We start from the raw sequence: 24,548 nt of genomic DNA, 5'->3' as shown, positions 1-24,548 counted from the left end.
CCTTTTTATCTTTTCTCTGACAGGAGTCACCATGAGATTTGTTGTGCGTATTGTCACTCTGTTGTTTGTTGTCGCCCTGCCGTCACTGGCCTTTGCCGAAGATTGCTGGCAAACGCGAGCCGGTATCGATATGGGTTCTGGTACTACCAAAATTGCTGTCACTGAGGTGAATATCTGCCAGCATCAACTCGGGAAAGTTTTATTTGAGGACCAGCGCCCGATTGGTTTCAACGACGCGCTGGCCCACTCCGGCAACAATCAGCTGGATGAGGCTATCCAGCAGCAGGGATTGCACGCTTTACAACAACTGGTGACCCAGGCGCAACGCTATCATCCGCAACGTATCAGCGGCGTTGCAACCGCCGTTTTCCGTTCCGCCGGTAACGGCCAGGCAGTGATTGACCGCTTTAATCAGCAGGCGGGTGTGCAGCTGAAAATCATCAGCCAGCAGCAGGAAGCCGAGCTGGGTTTCCGCTCCGCTAAAGCCGCACTCAATGATCCAAAACTGCGCGATGAGGATCTGCTGGTATGGGACATTGGTGGCGGTTCGATGCAGATGACCGCCTGGCGCGAACAGCAGGGACAAGCCGTGTCAGATGTGTATCAGGGCAAACTGGCTTCAGTGACGCTGAAAAACTTCATTGTTGATGTGTTGAAAAATCAGCCGTCCGCAGCCTCTGCGAATCCTATCGGTTCCTGGCGCCCTTCTGTGCTGCGTTTTGTTGAGTTTTATGCTCACAACGATGTTCCGGCACAAATTAAACAGGACCTCAGCACCCGTCGGGTGATTGGTATCGGCGGTGTGCACGGTTTCTCAATTAAGAATCAGCTGAAACTGAAAGGTCATCAATATGATCTGGCCGCACTTGAGCAGGCGTCAAAGCAACAGGTATGGAAAGGCGATAGTGAACTGTCTGGTGATTATCGCGCCACCGACGTGAGCAACTTGCTGCTGGTTGAAGGCTATATGCGTGCTCTGGGAATTAAAGATGTCACGGTGGTGAAAGCCAGCCTGATTCAGGGTGTGCTGCTGGAATAAATAAGGCCGGACGTCACGCCGGACGTCCGGTATGTCTATTATGGCTTTACCAGCCGGATCGCATGTTCCAGCATCCGTTGCTCATCGCGCTCATCATGGGCGCGATGGTGGCGGGTACGCTTCAGCAGGTCAGCGATTTCTTCTCTTTTGGTTTCGTGCCCGCATTCCGCCAGCACAATCACCGCATCACCAATCACCCGACAAACTTCGTCATAATCGTCCTCATTTAATACGTCACGTTTCATCACTCCTCCTGACGCTCATTACCTTTACCAAGCCTGGACAGAATTCCGCCATCCTGCAAACCCCTGTTACAAGCCGATGTCCCTCGCGGTTGCTGGTGACGCATTCCCTGACTACGCTGAAAGAGAGATTCACAACCATCAGGGAGTCATTTATGACTGGAAAAGCGGAAGCAAAACTGAATGAAGCAGCAGGAGCAGTAGAAGAGAAAGTGGGCGAAGTCACGGGTTCACGCCGCCATCAACTCAAAGGTGCAGCCCGACGTTATCCGGCAAAGGCCAGCTATGCGGCCCAGGATGCTGCTGATTGCGTCATTAAAAGCGTACGTGAAAATCCGGTGACCGGATTAGCGCTGGCAGCCAGTGTCGGTATCGTTGTCGGTTTTCTGCTGGGAAGGAAATAAGCATTTCAGGTTGCGCACGGAGGCGCAAATATCATCCCGCTAACTACCCCTTATTTTTATTATTCCGCCTGACTGAGAAATTTCTCCTGCCACTTCTCTTATTCTTATTATTGCAAAGAACTTCCTCAACCCTCTCCTGACATATTTTGTTTATTCTTGTTACGGAATTAAACACTGGAGATTTAGGGATGAAGAAGTTATCAGTAATTGCAATAGCGACATTATCTGCGATATACGGTGGTAATGCATTTGCCGTGGAAGTCACACCTGAAGAAAGTGGCACCATTGCTGCAGATCACCACGGTAGCGCAGGTGATGTGAGTCGCCATCGTGGTGACCGCCTGAAAACTAAAATACAATGGAAAGCATGGAGCAATGATATGGATGGGCTGCATCCGCACAGCCCCAAAAATTACCAGGTTTACAAAGTTGAATATACTAACCCAGGAGATATTTATCCTTCATCCGGTAATAGCAGTAACCTGATTCTCAGTGAAAACGAGAATGGATTTGCCGCGAATCTGGAAAAGAATGTCCCCTTTCAGCTCAACAGTAATAAGATCGTCGGCATGTATTTCGATGAGTGGGCTTATTGGGAGCGCTCATATACCGCTGATTTAGTCCCGGCGAAAAACCTGACACATATATTCTGGAGCTTCCTCGGCCTGTGTGATTTTGGTGCACAACGTCCGGGTAATGTGACCCTGCCAGTGACTAACAATACCGGGCTGATCGCTGAAGGTAACGAGCGCGGGCAAAAAATCCTGAAAGCGATGTGCGGTCAGGGTAATTTTCCGGTTGAAAACGGAGAAACCGGCTGGGAGGGTAACGATACACCCGCTAAACAGCAGGGTGATTTTTCCGTCTCGCGTTACGATCCTCAGGCCTCATATTTTGGTCTGAAGGCGCTGGAAAGAATGAAGAAGGCGAACCCACAGCTGAAAGTGATGGTGTCCGTCGGTGGCTGGTCAATGAGCGCACCGTTCCACGCGATGGTAGAAACCAAAGAAGGACGCGAAATTTTCGTTAAATCCATTATGAATTTCCTCAGCGAATATCCTTTCGTTGACGGTATCGATCTTGACTGGGAATTCGTTGGCTTTACCGGAACCTCAGCCATGGGTGACCTGGCGATTGATGGTTACCAGAATGAAAGAGAACATTATACGGCGCTGGTCAGGCAACTGCGCTCCGCTCTGGATGCCCAATATAGTGGTGCGCAACGTAAACAGCTGAGTGCCGCCGTCAGCGCCTCACCCGCTAAACTCGCCGCAATCGATTTTAACAGCCTGAAAGATGATTTTGATTTTATCAATATCATGACTTACGACATGTACGGTGCCTTTGCCCGTAACCCGGGCCATCATGCGGGAGTCTATGCCAAACCGATTGCAGGAACCTATTACCAGCAGGGTAATCAGAACAAAATCAAAGACGAAGCGGGCAATATCGTTATTGATGGTCAGGGTAACGATATGACTGGCGAACAGGCGCAACGCGGTTTCAGTACCGAAGGCGCAGTAAAAGCCATTCTCGATAATAACCCGGACTTCCCCTCCGAAAAACTGGTGGTGGGTGCCGCTGCCTATAGCCGGGGCTGGCACAGTGTCAGCGTCAAACCCCAGCATGACAAACTTTTCTGGCATGGGATTGCCAATGGCGAAGAGGTCAGCCGTAAAGGGCTTGGCAGTAATGGAACCTTTGAAAATGGTGTGACTGACTATCGCGAATTGTACGACACCTTTATCAGTAAGAAGCAGGATACCTATTACGATAAACAGGCTGAAGCGGCCTATATCTGGAAACCCATCGCCTCGGTAAATGGTAATCCAACGGCTCAGGTTGAAACCTTTGACTCGCAGCGTTCAGTGATTGCCAAAGGTGACCTGCTTAAAAAATATAAATTAGGTGGCATGTTTGTCTGGGCGGCCAGTAACGATAATGGGTTGATTCTGAATAGTATGAACGCGGCTGTTTGTAATAAGCTGGCGAACGGCAGCTACTATAACTTTACCGAAAACTATAACGGGGTTGTTGATACCAGGGTCCTCGAAGCGCAGCAGGGTATCCCGACCAAAGTCAATGAGATCCTCTCCGGACCGGCCAGTTACAACTTTAACGGCGAAGACTTCTGCACTTCCAGCGCCGACGAAAGTCTGGCCCCGGTGGTATCGCTGAATACAACAACGCTCTCCGTCGTCGGTACCAATGATATGGGTTTTGGCTATACGGTTACCGGCAGCAGTAATCAGCAGGATGTGAGCTGGAAGTGGGAACGTACCGAGGGGAGTAGCGCAATCACGCTTAAATCCTACGATAAAGAATCTGCCGAAATTGTGGTGCCAAAGGGACTGTTTGATGTTTCAGCAACATTCCGTTTGACCGCCACTAACAGCAAACAAAAATCTGGCGAAGCATTCGTGACCATTCAGGTAGCGAAACCCGCCGTTGAGATTACCGGTTCAGCCAGCATGCCATCCGCAAGTCCGGCCCAAATGCAGGCCATGGCGAATTTTGACCAGGCTAGTTATCAATGGACACTGAAACAAGGCTCCCAGGTCGTGGCGAATGGGATTGACCAGAATGGACAGATTAAAGCCGGTCTGACCGCTGGTAACTACCTTGTCGAAGTTAATGCTTCAAGTGTGAAAGGTGCGCGCTCGGCAACGCAAACGCATGCGATTGAAGTCACTCAAGAGGCACAAAATAATGATCAGGCATTTATTGATGCTCTGGGATTAGTCATCCTCCCCACAGACAACGGCAGCAGCATCACTTTCGCCGGTGGCGTATCTTCTTCTGCTGCGGCGACCAGCGTGCCAACCTATAAGTGGACACTTCCATCAGGTGCCCAGGGTGGCAGCAATGGACTGGCTACACAGAGTTTTACCGTTAACAAAACCAATCAGGTACAGAACCTGAAAGTCACGGTGTCAGTCACGGCGGGTAAGGAGTCCCGCGCACTGGTGAAAGATATCACCGTTCCGGCGCTCGCTGATTCGACGGGTTATCCTGAATGGGTTTACGGTAGCAACTATAAAACCGGTGATGTGGTGCAACACAAAGGCAAGCTGTTCCAATGTGTTATCGCAGGTTGGTGTAGCCAGACCGGTGAATGGTCTCAGTTACATTACGAGCCAGAAACAGGGATCAGCTGGACTCAGGCCTGGAAGTACTACAACAAGTAACACCACAGAGTTAACCACTCATCCTCGCTGCGATCATTGCGATCGCAGCTTTTTTATTCATCAACATTGGGGCTGCAGCCAGGATTACTGATGATATCCCACGTCATCACGCCTTTCCTGAATATGTTCGTCCGGCGTTTCTGCCACATCAGCCATACCGTTGTTACCTGAATCAAGGTGGCGACCACTGTATAAATGCATACTGGGGGGCGCAGGTAGCGGTTGCGCACAGGACCCAAAAGACAGCAACAGAAAAAACCAGGCAGCCAGCGGCATCTTCCTCATTATCCACTCACCCTAACAATGATCCAAAAGTGCGCTTAGCTTGCCTGAGGCTATGTAAATTAGTGTCAGTACAGCGCAAAGCTGCGTGGTGAGCGTTGAGCAGATGCAAAAAATCAGGCCTGTGATTTACGGGTTTTATAGCGCGCCACCATGGTCATTAACGCCTGATAAATCAGACCCGCATAGAGACTCATCACGATTGCCAGGCCGGGCTCTTTCCCCTGTGCCTGCCAGGACACAAACCACATAAAAATCCCCCACAGCAGAGAAAACACCAGCCAGCCCTTAATGAACTTCATCACACCCTGCATAACCCCTCCTGTCATTGAGCGCTGACGATAACGGTTTGCCCGACAAAAAACACGACTCAACTTTCGGGAATGTTATCTGCATCACCCTGGTTTATTTTTTGCGGGAAAAGATTGACAACCTGGTCAATAAAGAGGCACCCTTTTTGCGGCATAAAAAGCCAGATCTCAGATATCACTGATGGAATGACGGCAATAATCACCAATCTTTTGCCTGATATTTACCTAAATAATGGAATATAACATGCTTAAAAATACCCTGACGCTAAGCGCCATCGCGCTATCCCTTGTTTTCCTTAGTAGTTGTGCCCAGCCAGACAACAGTGCAAAGCGCCATGCCATTCATTTTGTTCATACTATTGATGATAACGACCCAAACTTCAGAATGAATAAAGCGGACTCAATCCGCCTGATGACACCTTTTTTCGAGCAGTTCTGGCAACAGGGAAAAAAAGATCGTGAGGCAGGATTAACGGCAGCAGATGTACAGCAACGCGTTAATTATTATCGTAGTGATGAATTCTTAAAATCCATTCATGGCACCTCCCAATTCGCCGGGAAGGAATACAAGGAAAATATATCACCGCGCTGGCGAGACAATATGGCTAAGGCAATATCGGAAACCTATATGGATGGTTTTGAAGGACGGGGGTGACTATAAGCCGAAGGATGGCGGAAATCGCTTTTCTGATAATATTACTGGACAGTGCTACTGGTGATGGGAATACACTATGAATGGCTTCGTATCTGGCACGCCCAGGCGTCGGTTTTTAGTAAATTTAATCTGGTTATTTACGATATTACCCCTTTCGAATCAGGCCGCACCATGTAGCCCAATGAACACACATGGCTGGCTGGGAGTATTATCCTGGGTTTTTATGCTAATCGGTGCTTACGCATTTTATTCCGGGCTGTTTCGGTTTTACGTTTGGTTTAACAGTAAATAATATCCAAAGCCTCTCAGGTTTATGTGGGAGGCTTTTATTCACTATTGTCAATGAGCTTATGAGAGGTTACGGGGCATCACATTGATGGGAAAAATATTGAGGCAGGAAGCCAGCGAACCATGCAAACCCTCCCTTAGATACCACACTACAGTGGTTTCCATTATCTATTTTAAAAAACTCATACAAAGACAGTAGTCTTGATGAATTTTCACAAAGAACGATAGATTACGATCAATGTTCACTAAGTTATTGAGGCGTACTTTTCTTAAAGCATATGACGCGAAGAAAACCACTGAAACTATCACAATTGCGACCATCAAGTTGTGATGCTCGTATAATTTTTTAACTTTATTTTTAATCTTTAATATAAAAACACTCACCAAGGTATTATTTATTGACTTTGGTATAGTTGTGTTTTTTAATTGCATATCTATTTCAAGGTTAAATATAAAGTTAAAAGGGGATATTATATGATTAAACTATATGTTGTTCCGTTTTCTTTTCTGACACACAATGAAGCCAACAGTCTCTTTCATCTTAGAAAAAGGGTTTTTAAAGACAGGCTTGATTGGGCAGTAGATTGCTCTGATGAGAAGGAGATTGATGCATATGACACGCATGATGCCAGTTATATACTGGGTAAATACTGTGGTGAGGTAATTTGCAGTGTGCGATTTATAGAAATTGACAAGCCTAATATGTTGAAGTGTGGTGTTTTCAAATCATTTTTCAACAACATGAAGATTTCAAGCGGACATTATCTGGAAGCCAGCAGGCTATTTGTTAATAAAGAACGTATAAATAAATTAAAGTTGGCTCATCACCCTGTCTGCGCATTGATTTTTGTCGCAATGATAAATTTCACTCGAAGAAATAATTATGAAGGAATTTACTCTATAGTAAGCGAGGCCATATTAATCATTTGTCGGAGGATAGGCTGGAATGTGGAAGTGTTAGAATCTGGTTATTCTGAGAAAAGAGAGGCTGTGCATTATGTTTTCATGCCTGTAGATGAGCCGAATACTCATCTAATATTAAGAAAAATAATACCTGACCACCTTACCATTCACGAAGATTTCATTAATTACTCTCTTAATATTTAAAAAAAAACATATAATGATGGATTTCATTTATGTACAAATTAATGTTACATAATAGATGAAATGCCTAAAAAATAATTAGGAAAAAATTAATTTGATGCTTTCTTGTAAGATGAAATCAGTTTTGTGATCATATTATTTTTATAACTTTATCTAATCATCTAAAGTTAAGTCAATAACTCAGAAAAACATCGGACAAATCACTGATATTTTTTGTTGCCAGAGCTTCTAATAACCACACAAAATCTTCCATCGTAACTCATCCAGTTCTGGTGTTTAAAATTTCTTTCAATCAACTCAAATAGCTGAGAATAATTATGATGATTACATTTGAATCATGTAATTACAGTAAGATGCTAAAAAAAGACCTCAATGAATTTTACTTCATAAGAAAAAAAATATTTAAAGATAGATTAGACTGGTTAGTGAAATGTAAAGATGGCATGGAGTTTGATGAATATGACAATGAAAACACTAATTATCTCATAGGCAAAAAGGAAGGAAAAATAATTTGCGGATGCCGATTTATTGACATGCATTTTGATAACATGTTCACTGGGGTTTTCTATAAATATTTCGATAAGTTAACATTACCTGAAGGGAATTATGTAGAAGTTACCCGTCTATTTATTGATAATGAGCCAGATCTAGAATACGAATTCGCAAGAGATTTAAAGCTGCGTTTCTTTCTTAATATTCATGCTTTCGCAAAAGAATCTGGTTACGATGGTATTTATGCCGTCGTATCCGAGCAACTGCTGTGTAGTTTAATTAAAGCCGGGTGGAACATAGAAGTTCAAAAAATCGGGATATCTGAAAAAAAAGAACAGATCTATCTGATCATTATGCCAACTAAAGACATCGCAATACTTTGTCTAAAAGATGCTTTGAAAAACAAATATGCATAGTGGGCACCCGTATCACTTACAACTACTTCACTTTATTACCCGCCATTAGGAACAGTAATTAATTTTAAATCAGAGGCTAATCTGATTGCATGCTTTGCATTGACAGCCTCTAACTTCTGTACAATTTTTTCCATATGAAACTTTACTGTAGACACAGTGATATCCAAATGTGATGCAATTTCCCTGTAAGTTTCACCTACAGCAGCCCAATATAGAATTTCATTCTCTCTTGGAGTGAATGAAATACTGTGATTATCGTTGTCTATTTTGAAAAATTCATACAAAGACAGTAATTTCTGATGAACTTTCACAAAAATTGATAGATCAATATCAATATTTCGTGAGTTTTCGTCAGCTAAACCAGCTCTCTGATCATTGAAAATTGACAACAGTGCCAGATTATTTTTGTAGTCATGAATTATATATGTGTGTCCGTTATTGATATCATACTCTTTTGCATGAAGCATTACCTTTGGCAAAGCTAACTTCGAAGAGATAATAATTTCCTCGTTCCAGTTAAAACCTTCCACTCTCGTTAGTGCTTTCATTACTACCGGATCTACCATCTGATGGACATTTTTCACATATAAATCAAACCACTCAGGGAAATTGTTTATAATACGAATTTCATTTAAATCTTTTTTGCTTATGATGAAATATCCATATTTATAATCTTTTATCCCCGGGAAAGCCTCCTCCAGAAATAGTTTAACTTTTTCATTTATATCTTCATTTGCATAAAATTTTGACATTATCTTTCTTTGCCTCACGTTGTCTTTATTTTCTGTAATTCTTGCTTAACATATTCCTATGGTATAAACCATTTGATATACCGAATTTTATGAATTGTTATGATCGCCATCACTTACCCATACCAAAGCATAGGCATTGTAACATTAAAAATCAGGTTAATGTACGTAAGAAAACGTCCTTAGTTAACTAAGAATATTCTTTTTATTAGTGTTTATTCGGTTTCCCTCACCCTAAATTTAAACCAGGTTCAGGTAACAATTAAAGCCAACAAATTTAAAGACTGGCCTCACCTACCGCTAGTGCAAGTGCACCACAAAAAAACGGGAGCCATCGGCTCCCGTTCTTTATTCCACCTAAAAGGCAGCTTACATATTCGCGATAATCGCGTCGCCAAACTCTGAACATTTCAGCAGTTTAGCGCCTTCCATCAGACGTTCGAAGTCATAGGTCACGGTTTTGTTGGCGATAGCGCCTTCCATGCCTTTAACAATCAGGTCTGCGGCTTCGAACCACTCCATGTGACGCAGCATCATTTCTGCGGACAGGATGACGGAACCTGGGTTCACTTTATCCTGGCCTGCATACTTCGGTGCCGTACCGTGAGTGGCTTCGAACAGCGCGCATTCATCACCAATGTTTGCACCCGGTGCGATACCAATGCCGCCAACCTGCGCCGCCAGGGCGTCAGAAATGTAGTCACCGTTCAGGTTCATACAGGCGATAACATCGTACTCAGCCGGACGCAGCAGGATCTGCTGCAGGAAGGCGTCCGCGATCACGTCTTTTACGATGATCTCTTTGCCGGTGTTCGGGTTTTTGAACTTCATCCACGGGCCGCCATCGATCAGCTCGCCGCCGAATTCTTCTTTCACCAGCTGGTAGCCCCAGTCTTTGAAAGAACCTTCGGTGAACTTCATGATGTTGCCTTTGTGAACCAGCGTCAGGGAATCACGATCGTTAGTGATGGTGTATTCCACTGCAGCACGAACCAGACGTTTGGTGCCTTCTTCTGAACACGGCTTCACGCCGATACCACACTGCTGCGGGAAGCGAATTTTCTTCACGCCCATCTCTTCACGCAGGAATTTGATCACTTTGTCAGCTTCTGGCGTACCGGCTTTCCACTCGATACCTGCATAGATATCTTCAGAGTTTTCACGGAAGATCACCATATCGGTATCTTCAGGACGTTTTACCGGGCTTGGGGTGCCTTTGTAGTAACGAACCGGACGCAGACAAACGTACAGATCCAGTTCCTGGCGCAGTGCAACGTTCAGAGAACGAATACCGCCACCCACCGGAGTGGTCAGCGGGCCTTTGATGGCAACGCGGTATTCTTTGATTAAATCGAGGGTTTCCTGCGGCAGCCAGACATCCTGGCCATAGAGTTCTACTGACTTCTCACCGGTGTAAATTTCCATCCAGGAAATTTTTCGCTCGCCGTTGTAGGCTTTCTTCACAGCGGCATCAACCACCTTCAGCATCACGGGGGAAACGTCAACACCGATGCCGTCACCTTCAATGTAGGGGATGACCGGGTTATTTGGCACTACCAGTTTGCCCTGATCCAGGGTGATTTTCTGACCTTCCGCCGGAACAACTACTTTGCTTTCCATTAACCTCTCCTTCGAGCGATTTTTTGTTAATGATTTGTAAGATGCGCGTCAATACTACTTGAATATTTCCGCCGCGCCAATCACCGCAGTTTCGCGTTATAATGCGCTGATTGTCACCAACTGCAAAGCCCATGCGAAAAACTTCCCAACGAATTCACCAGGATAAACGATTCAGCGCCCCGTCACGCAAGCCTGTCCGCCGTGATACGCGGCCTCGGGGTCCAGTGCGCGTCATACTCTTTAACAAACCTTTCGATGTTTTACCGCAATTCAGCGATGAAGCCGGACGCCGGACCCTGAAGGATTTCGTGCCCGTGACCGACGTCTACGCCGCAGGGCGCCTCGATCGCGACAGCGAAGGCCTGATGATTTTAACCAACGATGGCGCGCTGCAGGCGCAGCTGACCCAGCCCGGCAAACGCACCGGGAAAATCTATTTTGTGCAGGTCGAAGGCGAACCGCAGGAATCAGATTTATCCCGCCTGCGCAGCGGCGTGACCTTAAATGATGGCCCCACCCTGCCCGCAGGCGTGGAGCTTGTACCAGAACCGGAGTGGCTCTGGCCGCGCCAGCCGCCAATCCGTGAACGCAAAGCCATTCCGGTTAGTTGGCTGAAAATCACCTTATATGAAGGGCGTAACCGCCAGGTAAGGCGTATGACAGCGCATATTGGTTTACCTACTCTGCGCTTGATCCGTTTCGCCATGGGAGAACACCAGCTGGATAATCTGGCACCGGGTGAATGGCGTGATATCAGTCCGAATTTTATAACTTCAGGTTAACAATCCGGGAGGATCGATGTTTAAACCTCATGTCACCGTCGCCTGCATCGTGCAGGCTGAAGGTCAGTTACTGGTGGTGGAAGAACGCATTCTCGGGCGCGCCACCTGGAACCAACCCGCCGGTCATCTGGAAGCCGATGAAACCCTGCTGGAAGCCGCGCAACGCGAGTTATACGAAGAAACGGGTATTGATGCCGCACCGCACTATTTTCTTGGCGTACAGCAATGGATCGCCCCGGATAATACGCCTTTTGTGCGGTTTCTGTTTGGCCTGGATCTGCCGCAACGCGTCACCACCACCCCGCATGATGATGACATCGATTGCTGCTGGTGGCTGACGCCAGAGCAGATTCTCACTGCCGATAACCTGCGTTCACCGCTGGTGGCTGAAAGTGTACGATTGTGGCAACAGGGTGCGCGCTACCCCTTACAACTGGTCGCACCGTTCCAGTGGCCGTTTCACGAGGGTGCGCACCCGGCTTCTGCGTGCTAGAATACGCCGCCTGTTTTTATCGTAATTAAGAGTGTGTCATGTCTGACAACAGCCAGAAAAAAGTGATCGTCGGTATGTCCGGCGGCGTCGATTCTTCCGTTTCCGCCTGGTTACTGCAACAGCAGGGCTATAAGGTGGAGGGCCTGTTCATGAAGAACTGGGAGGAAGACGACGGCGAGGAGTATTGTACTGCCGCTGAAGACCTGGCTGATGCGCAGGCCGTCTGCGACAAACTCGGTATCAAACTGCATAAGGTCAACTTCGCCGCTGAATACTGGGACAATGTTTTTGAACATTTCCTCGAAGAGTACAAAGCGGGTCGCACGCCGAATCCCGACATTCTGTGTAATAAAGAGATCAAGTTTAAAGCGTTTCTTGAATTCGCCGCAGAAGATCTCGGTGCTGACTTTATCGCCACCGGCCATTATGTCCGCCGTCAGGATGTTGATGGTCAGAGCCGCCTGCTGCGCGGCCTCGATGGCAACAAAGATCAAAGCTACTTCCTCTACACCCTCAGCCACCAGCAGGTCGCTCAAAGCCTGTTCCCGGTGGGCGAGCTGGAAAAACCGGAAGTCCGCCGCATTGCCGAGCAGCTTGATCTGATTACCGCGAAGAAAAAAGATTCCACTGGCATCTGCTTTATCGGCGAACGCAAATTCCGTGATTTCCTTGGACGTTATCTGCCCGCCCAGCCGGGTGCCATTGAAACCGTTGATGGCGAAATCGTCGGTGAACATCAGGGCCTGATGTATCACACCCTGGGTCAGCGTAAAGGCCTGGGGATTGGCGGACGTAAAGAAAGCAATGACGATCCCTGGTATGTGGTCGATAAAGACGTTGAACGCAATCGTCTGATTGTGGCACAGGGTGGCGATCATCCCCGTCTGATGTCCGTGGGGCTGATTGCCCAACAGCTGCATTGGGTTGATCGTCAGCCGATCACCGCCCCGCTGCGCTGCACGGTGAAAACCCGTTACCGCCAGACCGACATCCCCTGCGAAATTATTCCGCTCGGTGATGACCGTATCGAAGTCCGTTTTGATGAGCCGGTTGCTGCTGTTACGCCGGGACAGTCTGCCGTGTTCTACCTGGGTGAAGTGTGCCTCGGTGGCGGCGTTATCGAACAGCGTCTGCCCTGGGCAGCGGCCTGAGGTCGGCGCTGCCGACGCGTATACAGGAGTAACCGTGGCTAAGAACTACTATGAAATTACGCTGGCGCTGGCGGGCGTGTGCCAGGCAGCCCATCTGGTGCAGCAATTGGCGCATCAGGGCAATTGTAATAACGACGCACTCAATGTCTCGCTGCGCAGCCTGCTTGATCTCAACCCCGGATCAACACTGGCGGTGTATGGCAATGATGAAGCCAACCTGCGGCTGGGTCTGGAAACCATGATGGCGGTGCTGAATAGCAGCAGCCGCCAGGGTGCAGGCGCCGAGTTGATGCGCTATACCCTGAGCCTGGTGGTGCTGGAACGCAAGCTGCACAGCAATAAACAAGCACTCAACACCCTGGCCCAGCGCATCAGCCAGCTTGATCGTCAGCTGGCGCACTACGAACTGGAATCCGACACCATCACCAGCGCCATGGCCGCCATTTATGTTGATGTGATTAGCCCGCTCGGCCCGCGTATTCAGGTGACCGGCTCGCCACAGGTATTGCAGAGCAGCCAGGTCCAGAACCGGGTACGTGCCACGCTGCTGGCGGGTATTCGTTCTGCCGTATTATGGCAGCAGGTTGGCGGTGGCCGCCTGCAGCTGATGTTCTCGCGTCAGCGTTTGCTGCGCGAGGCAAAAACCATTTTATCCCGGCTGGGAACGGCGTATTAAGCGCCCTTCCGGCATCACGCTTTGTTAAACGATTCAGGAGTTGCACTGATGGAATTATCCTCTCTGACCGCCGTCTCACCTGTCGATGGTCGTTACGGCGATAAAGTCAGCCCACTGCGCGCGATTTTCAGCGAATACGGTTTGCTGAAATTCCGTGTTGAGGTTGAAGTTCGCTGGTTACAGAAACTGGCTGCGACCGCAGAGATCAAGGAAGTTCCTGCATTTGATGCCGACGCAAACGCTTTCCTTGATGCGATTGTTGCTAACTTCAACGAAACCGACGCTGCACGCATTAAAACCATCGAGCGCACCACCAACCACGACGTAAAAGCGGTGGAATATTTTCTGAAAGAGAAAGTGGCCGATGTCCCGGCACTGCACGCGGTATCTGAGTTTATCCACTTTGCCTGCACCTCTGAAGATATCAACAACCTGTCGCATGCGCTGATGCTGGAAACGGCACGCCGTGAGGTGATCCTGCCTTACTGGAGCAAAATCATTGCGGCAGTGAAAGGCCTGGCACAGGAATATCGCGATATTCCACTGCTGTCACGCACCCACGGTCAGCCCGCTACCCCTTCCACGATGGGTAAAGAGATGGCTAACGTCGCTTACCGCATGGAGCGTCAGCTGCGTCAGCTCGGCAACATCGAAGTGCTGGGTAAAATCAATGGCGCGGTCGGTAACTATAACGCGCACATCGCCGCCTACCCGGAAGTGGACTGGCATCAGCTGAGCGAAGCCTTTGTCACCTCACTGGGCATCACCTGGAACCCGTACACCACGCAGATTGAACCGCATGACTACATCGCTGAAATGTTCGACTGCATGGCGCGTTTCAACACCATTCTGATCGACTTTGATCGTGATATCTGGGGCTACGTTGCGCTGAATCACTTCAAACAGAAAACCATCGCCGGTGAAATCGGTTCTTCCACCATGCCACACAAAGTTAACCCGATTGACTTCGAAAACTCGGAAGGCAACCTCGGTCTGGCCAATGCGGTGATGCAACATCTGGCAAGCAAACTGCCGGTATCACGCTGGCAGCGCGATTTGACCGACTCCACCGTGCTGCGTAATCTTGGCGTGGGCGTGGGCTATGCGCTGATCGCCTATCAGGCGACGCTGAAAGGCATCTCTAAGCTGGAAGTGAACCGTGACCGTCTGCTTGACGAGCTGGATCATAACTGGGAAGTGCTGGCGGAGCCGATTCAGACCGTGATGCGTCGCTACGGCATCGAGAAGCCTTACGAGAAGCTGAAAGAGCTGACCCGTGGCAAACGCGTCGATGCCGCCGGTATGCAGGCATTTATTGAGGGTCTCGAACTGCCGGAAGAGGAAAAAGTGCGTCTGAAGCAAATGACGCCAGCCAACTACCTCGGCCGTGCAATCCAGATGGTTGACGACCTGAAATAATCTCGCGCGAACACAGGCGGGCCGCGGCTCGCCTGTGTTAATCTGCGGTTTAGCTGACTTCGCATATACTTTGCTCCATCAATGAGTTGAAAGTAAGGAAATGCTATGCGTGTTCTGGTTGTGGAAGATAATGCGCTGCTGCGCCATCATCTTGCCGTGCAATTGCGCGAAATGGGTCACCAGGTGGATGCCGCAGAAGATGCGAAAGAGGCGGATTATTTTCTCCAGGAACATATACCGGACATCGCGCTGGTTGATCTTGGCCTGCCGGACGAAGATGGTATGTCACTGATCCGCCGCTGGCGTGGCGAAGCGATTCGTCAGCCGATTCTGGTGCTCACCGCCCGTGAAGGCTGGCAGGCGAAAGTCGAAGCGCTGGAAGCCGGTGCCGACGACTACGTCACCAAACCTTTCCATATCGAAGAAGTGGCTGCCCGTTTGCAGGCGCTGATGCGTCGTAACAGCGGCCATGCTTCGCAGATCATCTCGATGCCGCCATTCCAGGTTGACCTCTCTCGCCGCGAGCTGACGGTGAATGATGAGCCGGTCAAACTGACTGCCTTTGAATACACCATCGTCGAGACGTTGATCCGTAACGCCGGAAAAGTGGTCAGCAAAGATTCGCTGATGCTGCAACTCTATCCCGATGCTGAATTACGTGAAAGCCACACTATCGATGTCCTGATGGGCCGTTTACGTAAAAAAATTCTCGCGCTCTATCCGACGGAAGTGATCAACACGGTACGCGGTCAGGGCTATCGTTTCGATCTCTGATCAATGAACTGGTTTCATCGCCTGCGCCCTTTTTCTCTGCGCGCCCGCTTTCTGCTGGCGACAGCCGCCATTGTGCTGTTTCTGTCGCTCTCCTACGGCATGGTCGCCGTAGTGGGTTATGTGGTGAGTTTCGACAAAAACACCTATCGCGTGATGCGTGGCGAAAGCAATCTGTTCTTTACCCTTGCGCAGTGGCAGGACAACCGGCTGACCATTGCCCAGCCAGAGCGGATGACACTCAATTTCCCGACGCTGGTGTTTATCTACGATGAACACGGCAAACTGCTGTGGCAACAACGTGATGTGCCGGAAATTCGCCGCAAAATCCGCCGTGAGTGGCTGCTCAAGCCTGACTTCTACGAAATAGATACCAGCAACCGCACCAGCCTGGCGGCGATGGGCAACAACCTGGTGGCACAGAAACAGCTTCACGCCCTCGACACGAACAGCAACGATACCTTTACCCACTCGGTCGCGGTCAACCGCTATGACGCCACCACCAACTTACCGGCGCTGACCATTGTGGTGGTCGATTCGATCCCACAGGAACTCCAGCATTCCGATGTGGTGTGGTCATGGTTTAGCTACGTGCTGGCGGCGAATTTGCTGCTGGTGATCCCACTGCTGTGGCTGGCGGCGCACTGGAGCCTGCGGCCGATCGGCGATCTCACCTCGCAGGTGCGCGAACTGGAAACCGGTCAGCGGGAAGGCCTGGATGACCATCCTCCCCAGGAGCTGCGCAGCCTGGTGCGTAACCTGAATTTGCTGCTCACCAATGAACGCCAGCGTTATACCCGCTATCGCACCACCCTTTCCGACCTCACCCACAGCCTGAAGACGCCGCTGGCGGTGTTGCAAAGCACGCTGCGCTCACTGCGCAGCGGCAAAGATCTGACGGTGGAACAGGCCGAGCCGGTGATGCTGGAACAAATCAGCCGCATCTCGCAGCAGATCGGTTATTACCTGCATCGCGCCAGTATGCAGGCCGATCACAACCCGTTGCAGCGTGATTTACATTCGGTCTCGGCGCTGCTCGACAGCCTGTGCTCGGCGCTGAATAAGGTTTATCAGCGTAAAGGCGTGGAAATCACCCTCGATATCTCCCCGGAACTGACCTTTATCGGCGATCAGAATGACTTTATGGAAGTGCTGGGTAACGTGCTGGATAACGCCTGCAAATATTGTCTGGAGTTTATTGAAGTCAGTGCACGGCAAACCGATAAAGCGTTGCACCTGTTTATCGACGATGATGGCCCCGGTATCCCCGAAAGTAAGCGCGATTTAATCTTTGTTCGCGGTCAGCGTGCCGATACGCTGCGACCCGGTCAGGGCTTAGGCCTGGCGGTGGTTCGCGACATTCTGGAGCAGTACGCCGGTCAGGTGATTGCCACCACCAGCCCGCTTGGCGGGGCGCGTATGGAAGTGATTTTCCAGCGTCAGGAAGTTGAACATCGTCGCGAGTAGAAAGGCGCGCGGGCTGTTATACTTGCAGGCATTCATGGCCCTAACCGGAACCCTTCTATGGATTATCAGCTCGATCTTAACTGGCCCGACTTTATTCAGCGCTACTGGCAAAAACGTCCGGTGGTGCTTAAACGTGGTTTTAAAAACTTTATTGACCCAATTTCTCCTGATGAGCTGGCCGGTCTGGCAATGGAAAACGAGGTGGATAGCCGCCTGGTGAGCCATGACAACGGTAAATGGCAGGTGAGCCACGGACCGTTTGAAAGCTACGATCATCTCGGTGAAAACAACTGGTCGCTGCTGGTGCAGGCGGTTAACCACTGGCATGAACCTTCTGCGGCGCTGATGCGTCCGTTCCGCTTTCTGCCCGACTGGCGTATTGACGATCTGATGATTTCCTTCGCCGTGCCGGGCGGCGGTGTCGGTCCGCATTTTGACCAGTACGATGTGTTTATCATTCAGGGCACCGGCCGTCGTCGCTGGCGCGTGGGTGAGAAAGTGCCGATGAAGCAGCACTGTCCCCATCCTGACCTGCTTCAGGTCGAACCCTTTGACGCCATCATTGATGAAGAGATGGAACCGGGTGACATCCTCTATATTCCGCCGGGCTTCCCGCACGAAGGCTACTCACTGGAAAACGCGCTGAACTATTCGGTAGGTTTCCGTGCGCCAAGTGGTCGCGAGCTAATCAGCGGTTTTGCCGACTACGTGCTGGCTCACGAGCTGGGCAGCTATCGTTATAGCGATCCCGATGTGCCGACGCGTGAATGTCCGTCGCAGATTCTGCCTGCCGAGGTGGAGGGCATCCGTGCCGCGATGCTGGACGTGATCAATCAGCCTGAGCAGTTTAACCAGTGGTTTGGCGAATTTATTTCGCAGTCACGTCACGAGCTGGATATCGCACCGCCGGAGCCGCCGTATCAGCCCGACGAAATCTATGATGCGCTGCAACAGGGCGATGCCCTGACACGCCTCGGTGGATTACGTGTGCTGACGCTGGGTGATGCGGTGTTTGTTAACGGCGAGCGTGTAGCCTGTAGCCATCCGGAAGTGCTGGCGGCGCTGGCACATCGTCAGGTCCTCACGCTGGAAGACTTTGGTGAAGCGCTGAACGATCCTTCACTGCTGGCGCAGGTCGCCGCGCTGGTAAACAGCGGTTATTGGTACTTCGCGGATTAAACCGTAGCGGCGCGATTCATCGCGCGGGTTTTAAAAAACGCGCAATAAATTGCGCCGCTACGCATCCTGGCCGACCGGGTTTATTTTTTCTCTGCCACCAGCGCCGCAATGCGCACAATCACATCCACCGCCTGCGCCATCACGTTCAGTGACGCGAACTCGTGTTTGCCGTGATAGTTGTAGCCACCGGTGAACAAATTCGGGCACGGCAGTCCTTTCCATGACAGCGCTGAACCATCAGTACCGCCGCGAATCGGTTTCACGTTCGGTTCAATGCCGCAGTCACGCATCGCCTGCAACGCCAGTTCGATAATGTGTGGATGCGGTTCCACTTTCTCGCGCATATTACGGTAACTGTCGCTGATCTCGACTTTTATCGTGCACTCCGCATGCAGACCTTTGCTGATCCGACGCCCGATATCTTCCAGCAACTGCTTACGTTTGGCGTAGTTATCCGCATCAAAGTCACGGATGATATACATCATTTCCGCATGTTCCACGGTGCCCTTCATGGTATGCAGATGGTAAAAGCCTTCGTAGCCTTCGGTGAATTGCGGTTTTTCGTTGGCCGGCACTTCGGCGTGGAAACGCATCGCCAGTTCCAGTGCGTTCACCATCACCCCTTTGGCGGTACCCGGATGCACGTTGTTACCGACAATTTTGACCGTCGCTGATGCCGCGTTGAAGTTCTCAAACTCGAACTCCCCCAAATCGCTACCGTCCACGGTATACGCCCAGTCGGCGGCAAACTCTTCGATATCAAAGTAGGACGGACCACGGCCAATCTCTTCGTCCGGCGTAAAGGCGACACGAATCGCCCCATGCGGAATGTCCCCCTGGGCGAGGCGTGCCATGGCGGTCATGATTTCCGCTACCCCGGCTTTATCATCCGCCCCGAGCAACGTTTTACCATCGGTGGTGATCAGCGTATGGCCGATCAATTTGTGCAACACCGGGAACATCACCGGCGAAAGAATTTCATCACCGTTGCCGAGGGCAATATCCCCGCCGCGGTAATTTTCAATAATCTGCGGATTCACGTTTTTCGCCGTGAAATCCGGCGAGGTATCCATATGCGAAATAAAGCCGATCACCGGGGTCGGCCAGTCAACATTCGCCGGTAAGGTGCCCATGACACAGCAATGGTCACTTAACGTCACATCCACAAAACCTAAAGCCAGCAGCTCTTCCTGGAGCTGACGCGCCAGCGTCCACTGCCCTTCACTGCTTGGTACCTGCCGTGCCTGTGGCTTTGACTGCGTTTCTATCGCCACATAACTGAGAAAGCGCTCAAGTAATTGATCCATCGGTCATCCCTCTAAAGAACCTGCATTTATTATCATTGGTCACTGGCGACGCGTTGTTGCGTCAAATCATTATCCATCAGGTTAGTCCCGTCATGATGATTTGCTCAATCATCAGATGCAGAAAGATTTCCCGTGCCGCTGCGTGTCGGTACAGCATACTCCGTTCTTTTTCAGACTTTTCAAGGTAATTCCACGTGGAAACATGGCATTGCCGCATTTTTCAGGTATTATCCCGCCCTTCATCACGGCTGGCCGCTACGTGCGACTATGCTGTAATCAGATCATTTTCAGACTGAGTGACTAAAATGACGCAAACACGCGCACAACAGGCGCTGGTTACGCTTTCTGGCATCAGTAAAGCCTTCGATGGTAAAGCCATCATTTCCGACTTCCAGCTGACCATTCATCACGGTGAATTTATCACCCTGCTCGGGCCTTCCGGCTGTGGTAAAACCACCATTCTGCGCCTGATCGCCGGGCTGGAAGATGCCGACCGTGGTCGTATCATCCTTGATGGCAATGACATTACCGACACGCCAGCCGAACATCGCCATATCAATACCGTATTTCAGAGCTATGCGTTGTTCCCGCATATGTCGGTATTTGAAAACGTGGCGTTTGGCCTGCGGATGCAGAAAACCCCGGCAGCGGAGATTACCCGCCGCGTCAATGACGCGCTGGCGATGGTGCAGCTGGAAAGTTTTGCCGACCGGCGTCCTCATCAGCTGTCAGGCGGCCAGCAACAGCGTGTCGCGATTGCGCGTGCGGTGGTGAACCGGCCTAAAGTGTTACTGCTGGATGAGTCGCTCTCCGCGCTGGATTACAAGCTGCGTAAGCAGATGCAGAACGAGCTGAAAGCGTTGCAGCGCAAGCTCGGCATCACCTTTGTGTTCGTCACCCACGACCAGGAAGAAGCGCTGACCATGTCCGACCGCATCGTGGTGATGCGCGATGGCCGTATTGAGCAGGACGGTACGCCGCGTGAGATCTACGAAGAACCAGCCAATTTATTTGTCGCGCGCTTTATCGGTGAAATCAACGTGTTTGATGCCGAAGTGGTGAGCAGTGAAAACGCCCCGCGCGTGCGTGCGCGTGTGGAAGGTCGCGAATGTGATATCCACTGCCCCTTTCCGGTGGCCGCGGGTGAGAAATTACATGTCCTGCTGCGCCCGGAAGATTTGCGCGTGGAAGAGATCGATCACGACAGCCGCAGCGAGCATCTGGTGGGTTACGTGCGTGAACGTAACTATAAAGGGATGACGCTGGAGTCCACCGTTGAACTGGAAAATGGCAAGCTATTGACGGTGAGCGAATTTTTCAATGAAGACGACCCCGATTTTGACCACTCGCTTAACCAAAAAATGGCTGTGAGCTGGGTGCAGAGCTGGGAGGTGGTGCTGCCGTATGAAGCTGATGCGTAACCGCCTGCAAAACGCCATCGTGGTGATGATTGTTGGCTGGCTGACGCTATTTGTGTTGCTGCCGAATCTGATGATCTTTGTCACCAGCTTTCTGACACGTGACGATGCACATTTTGTCAGCATGGTGTTTACTCTCAGCAACTACAGCCGCCTGCTCGATCCGCTCTACGCCGAAGTTCTGTTGCATTCGCTTAATATGGCGGTCATCGCCACCCTGTGTTGCCTGCTGCTCGGTTATCCCTTTGCCTGGTGCCTGACAAAATTGCCAGAACGCCTGCGTCCACTGATGTTATTTCTGCTGATTGTCCCCTTCTGGACCAACTCACTGATCCGCATCTACGGCCTGAAAATTTTTCTCAGCACCCGGGGCTGGCTGAACGAGTTTCTGCTGTGGCTGGGGGTGATCGACCAGCCCTTTCGCATCATGTACACGCCGGAGGCGGTGATCCTAGGGCTGATCTATATCCTGCTGCCGTTTATGGTGCTGCCGCTCTACTCCAGCCTGGAAAAGCTGGATAAAGCCTGTCTGGAGGCCGCTCGTGACCTTGGAGCCAATACGCTGCAACGTTTTGTACGCATCATTCTGCCGCTCACCATGCCCGGTATCGTCGCCGGTTGCCTGCTGGTCTTGATCCCGGCAATGGGCCTGTTTTACGTCTCCGATTTGATGGGGGGCGCGAAAAATCTGTTGATTGGCAACGTAATCAAAAGCCAGTTCCTGAATATTCGCGACTGGCCGTTTGGTGCCGCCACCAGCATTGTGATGACGTTGCTGATGGGCTTGATGTTGCTGTTTTACTGGCGCGCTGCACGCCTGCTGAATAACAAAGTGGAGCTGCAATGATGGCTCGCTGGTTACGCGGTAGCTTTATGGCGGTGATTTACGCCTGGTTTTATATTCCAATCATTATCCTGATCGTCAATTCGTTTAACGCCTCACGCTTCGGCATCAACTGGCAGGGTTTCAGTACCCAGTGGTACGCCTTGCTGGTGAATAACGACAGCCTGTTGCAGGCAGCGCAGCATTCGTTGCTGATGGGGGTGTTATCGGCCAGCTGCGCAACGTTGATCGGCTCGCTGACGGCAGTGGCGCTGTATCGCTACCGTTTCCGTGGTAAACCCTTCGTCAGCGGCATGCTGTTTGTGGTGATGATGTCGCCGGATATTGTGATGGCGATTTCGCTGCTGGTGCTGTTTATGTTACTCGGCATCTCGCTGGGCTTCTGGTCGCTGCTGTTTTCTCATATCACCTTTTGCCTGCCGTTTGTGGTGATTACCGTCTACTCACGCCTGAAAGGCTTTGATGTGCGAATGCTGGAAGCGGCGAAAGATCTGGGGGCCAGCGAAATGACGATTTTGCGCAAGATTCTACTGCCGCTGGCGCTGCCCGCCGTGGCAGCAGGCTGGCTGCTGAGTTTTACCCTGTCGATGGACGATGTGGTGGTCTCCTCCTTCGTCACCGGCCCAACGTTTGAAATTCTGCCGTTGAAAATTTATTCGATGGTAAAAGTCGGCGTATCACCCGAGGTGAATGCACTGGCAACCATTTTGCTGCTGCTGTCACTGCTGCTGGTGGCAGCCAGCCAGCTGTTATTGCGGGATAAAACCAAATAGAGGACAACCAATGAAAAAATGGTCTCACTGGCTGGCGGCTGGGGCGCTGGCACTGGGTATGCAGAGCGCGCAGGCTGATGACAGCAACACGCTCTATTTCTATAACTGGACCGAATATGTCCCGCCGGGATTGCTGGAGCAGTTCACCAAAGAAACCGGCATCAAGGTGATTTATTCCACCTACGAATCCAATGAAAGCATGTATGCCAAGCTGAAAACCTGGAAAGACGGCGCTTACGACCTGGTGGTGCCATCCACCTATTTCATCGCCAAAATGCGCAATGAAGGCATGCTGCAAAAGATTGATAAATCTCAGCTGAGCAACTTTCACAACCTCGATCCCAACCTGCTGAACAAACCGTTCGACCCCAATAATGATTATTCGATTCCCTATATCTGGGGCGCGACCGCGATTGGCGTCAATACCGATGCGATTGACCCGAAAAGCATCACCAGCTGGGCGGATTTGTGGAAACCCGAATACAAGCAGAGCCTGCTGCTGACCGATGATGCGCGCGAAGTCTTCCAGATGGCGCTGCGCAAGCTGGGCTATTCGGGCAACACACGCGATCCAAAAGAGATCGAAGCCGCTTACGAAGAGTTGAAAAAGCTGATGCCAAACGTGCTGGCGTTTAACTCCGATAACCCCGGCAATCCGTATATGGAAGGCGAGGTGAATCTCGGCATGATCTGGAACGGTTCGGCGTATGTGGCACGTCAGGCCGGTACGCCTTTGCAGGTGGTATGGCCGAAAGAAGGCGGCATTTTCTGGATGGATAATCTGGCAATCCCGGCCAATGCGAAAAACAAAGCTGGCGCACTGAAGTTAATTAACTTCCTGCTACGCCCGGAAGTGGCAGCAAAAGTGGCAGAAACCATCGGCTACCCGACCCCGAATCTGGCGGCGAAAAAACTGCTGCCACAGGCGGTCGCCAATGATCCATCGCTGTATCCATCGGCGGAGGTGATTAACAACGGCGAATGGCAGAACGATGTGGGTGATGCCAGCGTGCAGTACGAGACGTTGTTCCAGAAATTAAAAGCAGGACGCTAATTGTTAACCCGGTGCGCATGAATGCGCACCCTACGATTTACCGTTACCTGTAGGGTCGGCATTTAGGTACAAACCGGGCACATAGGTAACACTTTAGACCGGGCACATGGGTAACAGTTATAAANGGCATAGCAGAGGAGACTCACTATGCCCTGGACTGAGACTGTTATCATGCAACGCCTTGAATTTATCCGTGCCTGCCTTGCAGGCACTCATTCCGTTTCTGAACTTTGCCGTCTGCACCGTATCAGCCGGAAAACCGGCTATAAGTGGCTCAGCCGATTTGACCCCGCTGACCTCTCCTCTCTTCAGAACGCCTCACGGGCAAGACTCACACAGCCGGAGAAAATCTCTCCGGATATCGCTGACCGCCTCATTCTCTTCCGTATGCAGCATCCCGACTGGGGACCCAAAAAAATCCATC

At 50.5% G+C, this 24,548-nt stretch carries 25 protein-coding genes; 19 read left to right on the top strand and 6 right to left on the bottom strand.

Annotation, left to right across the window (positions count from 1 at the left end):
- The first annotated feature begins 31 nt into the window (after positions 1-31).
- Complete coding sequence (locus CUN67_RS07635; protein WP_208714684.1) at positions 32-1,039, top strand: Ppx/GppA phosphatase family protein; 1,008 nt, start codon at positions 32-34, stop codon at positions 1,037-1,039.
- 38 nt (positions 1,040-1,077) lie between these two features.
- On the opposite strand, the gene CUN67_RS07630 is transcribed toward CUN67_RS07635, so the two are convergent.
- Entirely contained in the window at positions 1,078-1,284 is a 207-nt protein-coding gene (locus CUN67_RS07630) for a DUF2767 family protein (RefSeq protein WP_208714683.1), read from the bottom strand.
- Positions 1,285-1,436: 152 nt separating this feature from the next.
- Here CUN67_RS07630 and CUN67_RS07625 point away from each other — a divergent pair, with 152 nt between their 5' ends.
- Complete coding sequence (locus CUN67_RS07625; RefSeq protein ID WP_084873934.1) at positions 1,437-1,685, top strand: DUF883 family protein; 249 nt, start codon at positions 1,437-1,439, stop codon at positions 1,683-1,685.
- Between the two features lie 188 nt (positions 1,686-1,873).
- Positions 1,874-4,873, top strand: coding sequence for a glycoside hydrolase family 18 protein (locus CUN67_RS07620; protein ID WP_208714682.1), 3,000 nt, complete (start codon positions 1,874-1,876; stop codon positions 4,871-4,873).
- A gap of 84 nt (positions 4,874-4,957) precedes the next feature.
- Here the strand turns inward: CUN67_RS07620 and CUN67_RS07615 are convergent, their stop codons facing one another.
- Together CUN67_RS07615 and CUN67_RS07610 are read right to left on the bottom strand one after the other, a co-directional pair.
- Complete coding sequence (locus tag CUN67_RS07615; protein ID WP_208714681.1) at positions 4,958-5,158, bottom strand: hypothetical protein; 201 nt, start codon at positions 5,156-5,158, stop codon at positions 4,958-4,960.
- A gap of 113 nt (positions 5,159-5,271) precedes the next feature.
- The gene (locus tag CUN67_RS07610) at positions 5,272-5,469 is read right to left on the bottom strand and encodes a DUF6404 family protein (protein WP_084873931.1); all 198 of its coding nucleotides are present in this window, start codon (positions 5,467-5,469) and stop codon (positions 5,272-5,274) included.
- A gap of 241 nt (positions 5,470-5,710) precedes the next feature.
- On the opposite strand from CUN67_RS07610, the gene CUN67_RS07605 reads away from it, so the two are divergent.
- The 3 genes from CUN67_RS07605 (at position 5,711) to CUN67_RS07595 (ending at position 8,421) form a co-directional block, all read left to right on the top strand.
- Positions 5,711-6,121 carry an Exc2 family lipoprotein gene (locus tag CUN67_RS07605; RefSeq protein WP_208714680.1) on the top strand — a complete coding sequence of 137 codons (411 nt, stop codon included), beginning with the start codon at positions 5,711-5,713 and terminating at the stop codon, positions 6,119-6,121.
- Positions 6,122-6,883: 762 nt separating this feature from the next.
- On the top strand, positions 6,884-7,516 hold the full coding sequence (locus tag CUN67_RS07600; protein WP_208714679.1) for an acyl-homoserine-lactone synthase: 633 nt from the start codon (positions 6,884-6,886) through the stop codon (positions 7,514-7,516).
- A 314-nt stretch (positions 7,517-7,830) separates the two neighbouring features.
- Positions 7,831-8,421 (top strand): acyl-homoserine-lactone synthase, encoded by a 591-nt coding sequence (locus CUN67_RS07595; protein WP_208714678.1) that lies wholly within the window; start codon positions 7,831-7,833, stop codon positions 8,419-8,421.
- 35 nt (positions 8,422-8,456) lie between these two features.
- Here CUN67_RS07595 and CUN67_RS07590 read toward each other — a convergent pair whose 3' ends face one another.
- Positions 8,457-9,173 (bottom strand): helix-turn-helix transcriptional regulator, encoded by a 717-nt coding sequence (locus tag CUN67_RS07590; protein WP_208714677.1) that lies wholly within the window; start codon positions 9,171-9,173, stop codon positions 8,457-8,459.
- A 366-nt stretch (positions 9,174-9,539) separates the two neighbouring features.
- Positions 9,540-10,790 carry an NADP-dependent isocitrate dehydrogenase gene (gene icd, locus CUN67_RS07585; protein ID WP_208714676.1) on the bottom strand — a complete coding sequence of 417 codons (1,251 nt, stop codon included), beginning with the start codon at positions 10,788-10,790 and terminating at the stop codon, positions 9,540-9,542.
- Between the two features lie 131 nt (positions 10,791-10,921).
- Between icd and rluE the strand changes: the two genes are divergently transcribed.
- The 8 genes from rluE to CUN67_RS07545 all read left to right on the top strand — a co-directional run bounded on the left by rluE (position 10,922) and on the right by CUN67_RS07545 (position 18,728).
- The gene (gene rluE, locus CUN67_RS07580) at positions 10,922-11,572 is read left to right on the top strand and encodes a 23S rRNA pseudouridine(2457) synthase RluE (RefSeq protein ID WP_208714675.1); all 651 of its coding nucleotides are present in this window, start codon (positions 10,922-10,924) and stop codon (positions 11,570-11,572) included.
- A 16-nt stretch (positions 11,573-11,588) separates the two neighbouring features.
- Positions 11,589-12,065: an NUDIX domain-containing protein gene (locus CUN67_RS07575; RefSeq protein WP_208714674.1), complete on the top strand. Its 477-nt coding sequence runs from the start codon at positions 11,589-11,591 to the stop codon at positions 12,063-12,065.
- 38 nt (positions 12,066-12,103) lie between these two features.
- On the top strand, positions 12,104-13,216 hold the full coding sequence (gene mnmA, locus CUN67_RS07570; RefSeq protein WP_208714673.1) for a tRNA 2-thiouridine(34) synthase MnmA: 1,113 nt from the start codon (positions 12,104-12,106) through the stop codon (positions 13,214-13,216).
- Between the two features lie 34 nt (positions 13,217-13,250).
- A complete protein-coding gene (gene hflD, locus CUN67_RS07565) occupies positions 13,251-13,892 on the top strand; it encodes a high frequency lysogenization protein HflD (protein WP_208714672.1) in 642 nt (213 codons plus the stop codon).
- Between the two features lie 48 nt (positions 13,893-13,940).
- Positions 13,941-15,311 (top strand): adenylosuccinate lyase, encoded by a 1,371-nt coding sequence (purB, locus tag CUN67_RS07560; RefSeq protein WP_208714671.1) that lies wholly within the window; start codon positions 13,941-13,943, stop codon positions 15,309-15,311.
- 105 nt (positions 15,312-15,416) lie between these two features.
- Positions 15,417-16,085 carry a two-component system response regulator PhoP gene (gene phoP / locus CUN67_RS07555; RefSeq protein WP_208714670.1) on the top strand — a complete coding sequence of 223 codons (669 nt, stop codon included), beginning with the start codon at positions 15,417-15,419 and terminating at the stop codon, positions 16,083-16,085.
- Between the two features lie 3 nt (positions 16,086-16,088).
- Positions 16,089-17,549: a two-component system sensor histidine kinase PhoQ gene (phoQ, locus tag CUN67_RS07550; RefSeq protein WP_208714669.1), complete on the top strand. Its 1,461-nt coding sequence runs from the start codon at positions 16,089-16,091 to the stop codon at positions 17,547-17,549.
- Between the two features lie 57 nt (positions 17,550-17,606).
- Entirely contained in the window at positions 17,607-18,728 is a 1,122-nt protein-coding gene (locus CUN67_RS07545) for a ribosomal protein uL16 3-hydroxylase (RefSeq protein WP_208714668.1), read from the top strand.
- Positions 18,729-18,808: 80 nt separating this feature from the next.
- Here CUN67_RS07545 and pepT read toward each other — a convergent pair whose 3' ends face one another.
- Positions 18,809-20,035, bottom strand: a complete 1,227-nt coding sequence (pepT, locus tag CUN67_RS07540; protein WP_208714667.1) for a peptidase T — start codon at positions 20,033-20,035, stop codon at positions 18,809-18,811.
- 305 nt (positions 20,036-20,340) lie between these two features.
- Between pepT and potA the strand changes: the two genes are divergently transcribed.
- From potA to CUN67_RS07515, 5 genes are all read left to right on the top strand, one after another.
- Positions 20,341-21,456, top strand: coding sequence for a spermidine/putrescine ABC transporter ATP-binding protein PotA (gene potA / locus CUN67_RS07535; RefSeq protein ID WP_208714666.1), 1,116 nt, complete (start codon positions 20,341-20,343; stop codon positions 21,454-21,456).
- Positions 21,449-22,300, top strand: coding sequence for a spermidine/putrescine ABC transporter permease PotB (potB, locus tag CUN67_RS07530; RefSeq protein WP_208717100.1), 852 nt, complete (start codon positions 21,449-21,451; stop codon positions 22,298-22,300). Before potA ends, potB begins: the two co-directional genes overlap by 8 nt.
- Complete coding sequence (potC, locus tag CUN67_RS07525; protein WP_208714665.1) at positions 22,297-23,070, top strand: spermidine/putrescine ABC transporter permease PotC; 774 nt, start codon at positions 22,297-22,299, stop codon at positions 23,068-23,070. The genes potB and potC overlap by 4 nt, the downstream gene beginning before the upstream one ends.
- Before the next feature lie 10 nt (positions 23,071-23,080).
- On the top strand, positions 23,081-24,124 hold the full coding sequence (gene potD, locus CUN67_RS07520; protein WP_208714664.1) for a spermidine/putrescine ABC transporter substrate-binding protein PotD: 1,044 nt from the start codon (positions 23,081-23,083) through the stop codon (positions 24,122-24,124).
- 147 nt (positions 24,125-24,271) lie between these two features.
- The coding region (locus tag CUN67_RS07515; RefSeq protein WP_208717099.1) for a helix-turn-helix domain-containing protein at positions 24,272-24,548 on the top strand (277 nt) is incomplete at its 3' end.

Source organism: Pantoea cypripedii, from assembly GCF_011395035.1.
Lineage (GTDB): Bacteria > Pseudomonadota > Gammaproteobacteria > Enterobacterales > Enterobacteriaceae > Pantoea > Pantoea cypripedii_A.
The sequence above is the reverse complement of the archived record's forward strand: the minus strand, read 5'-3'. Positions and strand labels throughout refer to the sequence as shown.

Bases quoted from the DNA above. Each gene is read 5' to 3' on its own strand.
- CUN67_RS07595 (WP_208714678.1), top strand. From the start codon at position 7,831: ATGATGATTACATTTGAATCATGTAATTACAGTAAGATGCTAAAAAAA.
- CUN67_RS07600 (WP_208714679.1), top strand. From the start codon at position 6,884: ATGATTAAACTATATGTTGTTCCGTTTTCTTTTCTGACACACAATGAA.
- purB (WP_208714671.1), top strand. From the start codon at position 13,941: ATGGAATTATCCTCTCTGACCGCCGTCTCACCTGTCGATGGTCGTTAC.
- potD (WP_208714664.1), top strand. From the start codon at position 23,081: ATGAAAAAATGGTCTCACTGGCTGGCGGCTGGGGCGCTGGCACTGGGT.
- mnmA (WP_208714673.1), top strand. From the start codon at position 12,104: ATGTCTGACAACAGCCAGAAAAAAGTGATCGTCGGTATGTCCGGCGGC.
- potC (WP_208714665.1), top strand. From the start codon at position 22,297: ATGATGGCTCGCTGGTTACGCGGTAGCTTTATGGCGGTGATTTACGCC.
- CUN67_RS07620 (WP_208714682.1), top strand. From the start codon at position 1,874: ATGAAGAAGTTATCAGTAATTGCAATAGCGACATTATCTGCGATATAC.
- CUN67_RS07575 (WP_208714674.1), top strand. From the start codon at position 11,589: ATGTTTAAACCTCATGTCACCGTCGCCTGCATCGTGCAGGCTGAAGGT.
- CUN67_RS07630 (WP_208714683.1), bottom strand. From the start codon at position 1,284: ATGAAACGTGACGTATTAAATGAGGACGATTATGACGAAGTTTGTCGG.
- phoP (WP_208714670.1), top strand. From the start codon at position 15,417: ATGCGTGTTCTGGTTGTGGAAGATAATGCGCTGCTGCGCCATCATCTT.
- CUN67_RS07590 (WP_208714677.1), bottom strand. From the start codon at position 9,173: ATGTCAAAATTTTATGCAAATGAAGATATAAATGAAAAAGTTAAACTA.
- phoQ (WP_208714669.1), top strand. From the start codon at position 16,089: ATGAACTGGTTTCATCGCCTGCGCCCTTTTTCTCTGCGCGCCCGCTTT.
- potB (WP_208717100.1), top strand. From the start codon at position 21,449: ATGCGTAACCGCCTGCAAAACGCCATCGTGGTGATGATTGTTGGCTGG.
- potA (WP_208714666.1), top strand. From the start codon at position 20,341: ATGACGCAAACACGCGCACAACAGGCGCTGGTTACGCTTTCTGGCATC.
- CUN67_RS07605 (WP_208714680.1), top strand. From the start codon at position 5,711: ATGCTTAAAAATACCCTGACGCTAAGCGCCATCGCGCTATCCCTTGTT.
- CUN67_RS07545 (WP_208714668.1), top strand. From the start codon at position 17,607: ATGGATTATCAGCTCGATCTTAACTGGCCCGACTTTATTCAGCGCTAC.
- CUN67_RS07610 (WP_084873931.1), bottom strand. From the start codon at position 5,469: ATGCAGGGTGTGATGAAGTTCATTAAGGGCTGGCTGGTGTTTTCTCTG.
- rluE (WP_208714675.1), top strand. From the start codon at position 10,922: ATGCGAAAAACTTCCCAACGAATTCACCAGGATAAACGATTCAGCGCC.
- icd (WP_208714676.1), bottom strand. From the start codon at position 10,790: ATGGAAAGCAAAGTAGTTGTTCCGGCGGAAGGTCAGAAAATCACCCTG.
- CUN67_RS07615 (WP_208714681.1), bottom strand. From the start codon at position 5,158: ATGAGGAAGATGCCGCTGGCTGCCTGGTTTTTTCTGTTGCTGTCTTTT.
- CUN67_RS07635 (WP_208714684.1), top strand. From the start codon at position 32: ATGAGATTTGTTGTGCGTATTGTCACTCTGTTGTTTGTTGTCGCCCTG.
- CUN67_RS07625 (WP_084873934.1), top strand. From the start codon at position 1,437: ATGACTGGAAAAGCGGAAGCAAAACTGAATGAAGCAGCAGGAGCAGTA.
- pepT (WP_208714667.1), bottom strand. From the start codon at position 20,035: ATGGATCAATTACTTGAGCGCTTTCTCAGTTATGTGGCGATAGAAACG.